6 protein-coding genes are annotated in these 5,553 nt (G+C 73.1%); 3 read left to right on the top strand and 3 right to left on the bottom strand.

Annotated elements, in window-relative coordinates:
* On the bottom strand, positions 1-680 hold a 680-nt coding region (locus tag ACFWIS_RS40255; RefSeq protein WP_380524376.1), incomplete at its 3' end, for an MFS transporter.
* Between the two features lie 330 nt (positions 681-1,010).
* On the opposite strand from ACFWIS_RS40255, the gene ACFWIS_RS40260 reads away from it, so the two are divergent.
* Positions 1,011-1,619, top strand: coding sequence for a DNA-binding response regulator (locus ACFWIS_RS40260; protein ID WP_380461428.1), 609 nt, complete (start codon positions 1,011-1,013; stop codon positions 1,617-1,619).
* On the opposite strand, the gene ACFWIS_RS40265 is transcribed toward ACFWIS_RS40260, so the two are convergent.
* Positions 1,558-2,697 (bottom strand): sensor histidine kinase, encoded by a 1,140-nt coding sequence (locus ACFWIS_RS40265; protein WP_380461427.1) that lies wholly within the window; start codon positions 2,695-2,697, stop codon positions 1,558-1,560. The two genes, ACFWIS_RS40260 and ACFWIS_RS40265, sit on opposite strands and share 62 nt — an antisense overlap.
* A gap of 247 nt (positions 2,698-2,944) precedes the next feature.
* On the opposite strand from ACFWIS_RS40265, the gene ACFWIS_RS40270 reads away from it, so the two are divergent.
* A complete protein-coding gene (locus tag ACFWIS_RS40270) occupies positions 2,945-3,880 on the top strand; it encodes an MBL fold metallo-hydrolase (RefSeq protein WP_380461426.1) in 936 nt (311 codons plus the stop codon).
* Here the strand turns inward: ACFWIS_RS40270 and ACFWIS_RS40275 are convergent.
* Positions 3,850-4,362, bottom strand: a complete 513-nt coding sequence (locus ACFWIS_RS40275) for a flavin reductase family protein (RefSeq protein WP_380461425.1) — start codon at positions 4,360-4,362, stop codon at positions 3,850-3,852. The genes ACFWIS_RS40270 and ACFWIS_RS40275 overlap by 31 nt on opposite strands.
* Positions 4,363-4,686: 324 nt before the next feature.
* Here ACFWIS_RS40275 and ACFWIS_RS40280 point away from each other — a divergent pair, with 324 nt between their 5' ends.
* Positions 4,687-5,496, top strand: a complete 810-nt coding sequence (locus ACFWIS_RS40280) for a BTAD domain-containing putative transcriptional regulator (RefSeq protein ID WP_380461424.1) — start codon at positions 4,687-4,689, stop codon at positions 5,494-5,496.
* Positions 5,497-5,553: the final 57 nt, after the last annotated feature.

Here is a 5,553-nt window from a genome sequence, read left to right on the forward strand (position 1 = left end):
GCCCCGCCGGCCGGCGGGGCCGCGCCGTCGGCCGCGCCGTCCGCCGGCACCGGCGCCGCCGAGGAGGCCGCCGCCAGAACGCGGCCGGCCGGCTCCCCGGTGCGCCGGATCAGCGCGGCGGCCAGCAGGTAGGAGAGCGCGTTGGCCACGATCAGCGCCCGGTAGGCGGTGGTGGTCCCGACGGCCAGGCCGATCGCCGCGAAGCCCGTCCCGACCGCGTACCCACCGTTGGCGACGCTGCGGAACAGCGCCTGGTAGGTGGCGCGGCGCTCGCCCGCGACCCGGGTGGCGAACAGCATCTCCAGGGTCTTGGCGCCGCGTTCGGCGAGGCAGGTCAGGGCGACGGCCGCCAGCAGCGCGGTGAACTCGTCGACCACCAGCAGCAGCGCCATGGTGGCCACCCGCAGCAGGTGGCAGCCGATCAACAGCGCGCGCACCGACAGCCGTTCGGCGGCCCGCCCGGCGAGCGGCGAACCGATGATGCCGGCCACCGCGCCGACGCCGAGCAGCAGTCCGAGCCGGCCGGCGTCCATCCCGCAGACGTAGCTGAAGTACAGCACCGAGGCGGCGGCCCACACCCCGGTGCCGGTCCGGTCGACGCCCTGGGCCAGCAGCATGATCCGCGCGTCCCGCCCGCCCGGCGGTCGCCGCAGCTGTGCCCACAGTCCGTTCCCCCGCATGACGGGCCCCCGTTTCACGTCCATCATCAATCTCGACATCAAGATACTTCACGTCGAGATAGACAGGGAACCCCCGAATCCGGAACCCCTCCGACGCGATCCGCAACCCCGCCCCCGACTCCCCGCACCGAACCCGCCGGGAAACCCGTCCCCGCCCCACCCCGTAACCGGGCCCGCTATGAGAGCGTCCCTGCCCGACACACGGTGTTGTTACCATCGACCGATGGTCACCACGGCGTAGCCGGACGGGACATCGCCGGACACAGCGGGGCGGGACTGCGCGGGACTGCGCGGGGCGGGTCGGCATGCGGCAGACGGGGGTCGGGCGCAATGATTCGGATCTTGTTGGCGGAGGACATGCGCATCCTGCGCGGGGCCCTGGTCGCCCTCCTCACCCTGGAGGACGACCTGGAGGTGGTCGCCGAGGTCGCGACCGGCAACGACATCCTCGCCGCGGTACTGGAACACCGGCCGGACGTCGCCGTCATCGACGTCAACCTGCCGGGCCTGGACGGCATCACCGCGGCCCGCGAGGTGCAGGCCCGCCTGCCCGGCTGCCGGACGCTGATCCTCACCGCCCTCGACCAGCCCGGGATGATCCGCCGGGCGATGGACGCCGGGGTGCACGGCTACCTGCTCAAGGACGCCCCGCCGTCCGAACTCACCGCCGCCATCCGCACGGTGGCCGGCGGGCGCCGGGTGATCGACCCCCAGCTGGCGGTCGCCCTGTGGGACCGCGGCCGGAACCCGCTGACACCCCGCGAGACCGACGTCCTGGCCCGCGCCTCGGCGGGTGAGGAGGCCGTCGACATCGCCGGGCAACTGCACCTGTCCGTCGGCACCGTACGGAACTACCTCACCACCGCCGTGGTGAAGCTCAGCGCGCGAAATCGGCTGGACGCGGTTCGAATCGCTCGGGACAACGGCTGGATACCGTAACCTCCCGTCCCGGCTCGACCGGGCAGTCCGCCACCACGTGGAACCAGCCCTCCCGGTCGACGATCGACGTCAGACTGCCGCCGATCCGCTCCACCCGCTGCGTCAGGTTGTCCAGTCCGCCGCCGCGGCGCCGGCCCCGGGACGCCCTCGGCCGCACCCCGTCGTTGGACACGGTCAGCCGCACCCGCCCGCCCCGCCGGCGGACCGAGATCCGGCAGTGCCGCACCTCGCTGTGCCGCAACAGGTTGGTCACCCCCTCGCGCAGCACGGTCGCCAGCACGGTGTTGACCTCGGGCGAGCCGACCTCCAGCAGCGGCTCCACCACGGTCGTCACCCCGGCGGCGTCCAACACCCCGTGCACGGAGTCGAGTTCGTCGGCGAAGCACATCTCCCGGTAGCCCCAGGCCACCCCTCGGACGTCCGCGAGCGCCTGCCGGGTGATGGTCAGGACCTCGGACAGTTCGTCCCTGGCCCGCTCGTCGTCGCGACCCATCAGCCGGTACGTCAGCTCGTTCTTGAGCATGATCGCCGAGAGGCTGTACCCGAGCAGGTCGTGGAGGTCGCGGGCCACCCGCAGCCGCTCCCGGTCGACCGCCAGCCTGGTCACCTCGGCGCGCACCCGGTGGAGTTCGGCGACCAGTTCGGCGACCCTGGTCAGCCCGTACACGATCAGGCCGATCACCACCGTCGACATGATGAGCCAGGCGACGCCCAACGGGTCACGCGAGAGCACCGCCGCCAGCGCCCCGGTGGAGACCGCCTCCACCGCGAACAGGGTCCAGGCGACCCGGGAGCGGAGCAGCAGCAGGGTGGAGCCGGCCAGGAACCCGGCCATACCACCCCAGTTGAGGCCGCAGAGCACCATCGGGAGGTAGGTCAGCGCGGCCTGGACGGCGAGGCTGGGTCGACCGTAACGGTCGCGGAACCGCTGGCCGGCGGGCAGGCAGTGCATCAGTTGCAGGGTGAACACCCCGAGGAAAGCGGTCAGCGATCCGGCCAGCCGGGCCGGAGTGGGGTGTTCGGCGAGGAGGTTGAGGACCATCATGAAGGCGATGCCGCACTGGACACCGAGCACCATGCGGACAGCGAGTCGGGACGGAAGTTTCTCATCGGGCAGGCGTGACATCCGGTACTCCCCCGTACAGCGGACTTGGTCGCGGCTCGCCATCGACTCTATGCCGGAGAGGCGGGCGCTGTCCGCAGGCCGTGTTCGATGGCTGCCGTTCGAGCCGAACTCCACCTGCGGCACGGATGGTTGGACGTCACCGGCGCCCACGCCTCCCGACCCCCGGGAGCGGGCCGCGACGACGACCGAGGAGAGTCCCGTGACCACGACCGACAGCACCCCCACCACCGCACCACCGCCGGCCGGCCGGCTGGAGGAGGTGGCCGACGGCGTCTTCGCGTACGTCCAGCCCGACGGCGGCTGGTGCCTGAGCAACGCCGGCCTGGTCGTGTCGGACGGCCGGTCGGCGCTGGTCGACACCGCCGCGACCGAGGCCCGCACCTGCCGGCTGCGCGCGGCCGTCGCCACGGTGGCGCCCGAGCCGCCGAGGTACCTGGTCAACACCCACTTCCACGGCGACCACGCGTTCGGCAACTTCCTCTTCCCCGAGGCGGTGGTGGTCGGCCACGAACGCACCCGGACCGAGATGACGGCCGCCGGACTCCACCTGACCACGCTGTGGCCGGAGGTCTGCTGGGGCGAGGTCGAGCTGGCGCCGCCCACCCTCACCTACCGCGACGGCGTGACCCTGCACGTCGGCGGCACCGTGGTCGAGGTGATCCACCCCGGTCCGGCCCACACCGGCGACGACTCGGTGGTCTGGCTGCCCGAGCAGCGGGTGCTGTTCACCGGGGACGTGGTGATGTCCGGGGTCACCCCGTTCTGCATGATGGGCTCGGTCTCCGGATCCATCGAGGTGGTCCGGCGGCTGCGGGCGCTCGGCGCCGAGACGGTGGTGGCCGGCCACGGCCCGGTGGGCGGCCCCGAGCTGTTCGACGTGACGGAGCGCTACCTGCGGTGGGTCCAGCGGCTCGCGGCCGACGGCCTGGCGGCCGGGCTCAGCCCGCTGGAGGCCGCCCGCGACTGCGAACTCGGCGAGTTCGCCGCCCTGCTCGACTCCGAACGGCTCGTCCCCAACCTGCGCCGGGCCTACGCCGAACTGCTCGGGGCCCAGCCCGGGGCCGCGCTGGACGTCGGCGCGCTGTTCGCCGAGATGGTGGACTTTCACGGGCGGCTGCCGACCTGCCGGGCGTGAGGCCGCCACGGCTCGAAAACGCCCCGGTGGTACAGCACGGGCGTGCGCGGCAGCGTCTCGGCGCCGTCCACCCGGGCCAGGAAGATCCAGTGGTCGCCGGCCTCCAGGCTCTGCACCACCACGCACTCCGCGTAGGCGAGCACCGCGTCGACCAGTACGGGCGCGCCGCCGGCCGCCGCCGACGGCCGCCACCGCTGCCCGGCGAACTTGCGCTCCGCCCGTCCGGCGAAGGTCCGCGCGACGTCCTGGGCGCCGTCGGCCAGCACATTGAGCACGAAGGCGCCCGCGCTGTGCAGGGCGTCCAGGGTCTGCGAGCGCCGGTCCACGCACACCAGCAGCAGTGGCGGGTCGACGGACACCGCGGACACCGCGTTGCAGGTCAGGCCGCGCGGCTCGCCGGCCGCGTCGATCGCCGTGACGATGGAGACCATCGTCGGGAAGGCGCCGAACAGCTCGCGAAAACTCCCCGCGTCCACGGCCATGCACGCTCACCCCATCCCACTCGGTCGTGTCGGCCGGCCCCGTCGTCCGGTCCACCGAAAGGCTGTTCACCGGAGCTGGACCGCCGGTGGACCGTCGCTGGAGGCGGCCTCGCCGACCGGCCCTACGGCAACCCGTCCGGCCGACCCGCGGCACCCGCCCTTCCGGCCCGCGGCACCCGCCCTTCCGCCCCCTCCTATGAACCGGAGCACATCCCGCATGACGGCGTCACACCGGAATGCGTGACGACGTCACTGGGCCCGTCCCCGCCCGGATGACATGCTCAACCGCAGGACGGAAAGCCAACCTTGAAGGGGGATCCCATCGTGGATATCGAGGTGTTGGGTCAGTTCTCCATCCGCGAGCACGGCAGGTCCATGGTTCCGAGCGCCGGAAAGCCCCGGCAGGTGCTGGCGCTGCTGGCGCTGCGCGCCGGCCGCATCGTCCCGGTGCCGACCCTGATGGAGGAGGTGTGGGGACACCACATCCCGCGCAGTGCGGCCACCACGCTGCAGACGTACATCCTGCAGCTGCGCCGGAAGATCACGGCCGCGCTGCCGGCCTCCGCCCACCGGTCGGCCAAGGAGGTACTGGTCACCTCCTTCGGCGGCTACCAGCTCGCCGTCCGCCCGGACAGCTGCGACCTGGCGGAGTTCGAGCGCCTGGCCGCGCTGGGCAACGCCGCGCTGGACGGCGGCGACCCCCGGGTCGCCTCCGGGCAGCTCGGCCGGGCGCTGGCGCTGTGGCGGGGGCCGGCGCTGGTGGACGTGCCGGTCGGCCGGGTGCTGGAGACGGAGGTCCTCGGCATGGAGGAGACCCGGATGCAGGTGCTGGAGAAACGGATCGAGGCCGATCTGCTGCTCGGGCGCCACCAGTTGCTACTCGGCGAGTTGCGGATGCTCGTCGCGCAGCACCCGATGAACGAGAACCTCTGCTCGCTGCTGATGACGGCGCTGTACCGCTCGGGCAGCCCGTGGCGGGCACTGGACGCCTTCCGGTCACTGCGCCGGACGCTGATCGACGAGCTCGGCGTGGAGCCGTCGGCGCGGCTGCAGCGGCTGCACCAGGCGGTGCTGGCCGGCGATCCGGCGCTGGAGGCGCGTGAGCCGGCCGCAGCGGCCCGGCTGGCGTCCTGAGCCGGCACGGGACCTGCCGCCCGACAGCACTCCGCCCCGCCGGACGCGGTCCGGTGG

It is taken from the genome of Kitasatospora sp. NPDC127060, from assembly GCF_042724935.1.
GTDB lineage: Bacteria > Actinomycetota > Actinomycetes > Streptomycetales > Streptomycetaceae > Kitasatospora.

What these genes read in the sequence shown, in the direction of transcription:
- ACFWIS_RS40260 (WP_380461428.1), top strand. Translation starts at nt 1,011, where the DNA reads ATGATTCGGATCTTGTTGGCGGAGGACATGCGCATCCTGCGCGGGGCC.
- ACFWIS_RS40265 (WP_380461427.1), bottom strand. Translation starts at nt 2,697, where the DNA reads ATGGTGCTCGGTGTCCAGTGCGGCATCGCCTTCATGATGGTCCTCAAC.
- ACFWIS_RS40275 (WP_380461425.1), bottom strand. Translation starts at nt 4,362, where the DNA reads ATGGCCGTGGACGCGGGGAGTTTTCGCGAGCTGTTCGGCGCCTTCCCG.